This is a genomic window from Streptomyces sp. NPDC002130 (genome assembly GCF_040296465.1).
In the GTDB taxonomy this organism is placed as follows: domain Bacteria; phylum Actinomycetota; class Actinomycetes; order Streptomycetales; family Streptomycetaceae; genus Streptomyces.
Genome location: NZ_JBEOXI010001320.1, coordinates 1 through 1,007, shown reverse-complemented (window position 1 = coordinate 1,007; position 1,007 = coordinate 1). Strand labels below are relative to the sequence as shown.

At 71.5% G+C, this 1,007-nt stretch carries 1 protein-coding gene; it reads right to left on the bottom strand.

Annotation, left to right across the window (positions count from 1 at the left end; translation table 11 throughout):
* The coding region (locus ABT116_RS50640) for an ArsR/SmtB family transcription factor (protein ID WP_351648693.1) at nucleotides 1-1,007 on the bottom strand (1,007 nt) is incomplete at both ends.

Sequence of the window (1,007 nt, the reverse complement as noted above, 5' to 3'; positions counted from 1 at the left end):
AGCCGGTACAGGACGTAGTAGCCCTCGCGGCGGCGCTCCAGCAGGCCCGCGTCCGCCAGCACGCGCAGGTGCTTGGACAGGGCGGCCTCGCTGACGCCGACGAGCGGGGCCAGTTCCTGGGTGCTGCGTGGGCGTTCGGCGATCAGCCGGAGGGCGCGCAGCCGGGTGTCGTCGGCGAGCGCCCGCAAGGTGCCGAGGAGCTGGGTGGGTGGAATCCTCGGGCGGGCTTCCCGGGCGATGGAGGAGACCGGGAAGACGAGCCCGAGGGGCCACGGACCGTCGCAGTTGACGCGTACGTGCGGCCACACATAGGCGCTGGGGGCGAGTACGAGGGTGTCGTCCGGGCCGATGGCGACCTCGTGGTCGTGCGGTCGCTCCAGCCAGAAGCGTTCGGTCTGAGGATCGCTGCGCACCTCCGGCCACAGGCCGCGGAGCATCCCGTACAGGCCGCGCTGCTCGATCTGGTGTCCGGCTTCGCTCACCCCCGCGGCCAGCTCGGGTTCGAGCCGTGCCCATTCCTCCTCGAACGCCTCCCGCCAGTAGCGCTCCAGCATGCTCAGAAACCGTTCGAGCAGCGCGCGGGGGTCGTCGAGGAGCATCGCGGCGATGGCGTCGTCGCTCTCCCGTGCGAGCCGCTCCCGCAGCAGCCGGCGTACGTCCGGTTCGTCCAGCACGTGCGGGTCCCTGCCCTGGCCGCCGCCCGGCCATGGCGAGAGCAGCGGGATGGCGAACTCCAGGCGGACCAGCTCCGGATCCGCCGTGCGCAGGGCGGCCAGCTCGTCGGCGAAGTCAGTCAGTCCGCCGGTCGGCTGCGGAAAGAGGAACTCCGGGAAGTACGAGCGCACCGCGTAGGAGAACGCCTCGATCTCCCGCTTCAGCGCCGGGGACAGCCTGCGCATCGCACGCACCCAGCCGTGCTGGACGGGGTGGTGCTTGGGCTCCACCAGCACATGGAGACTCAGTACGGCTTCCATCGTCGGCGAGTAGGCGAACCCCACCCGCTCCGC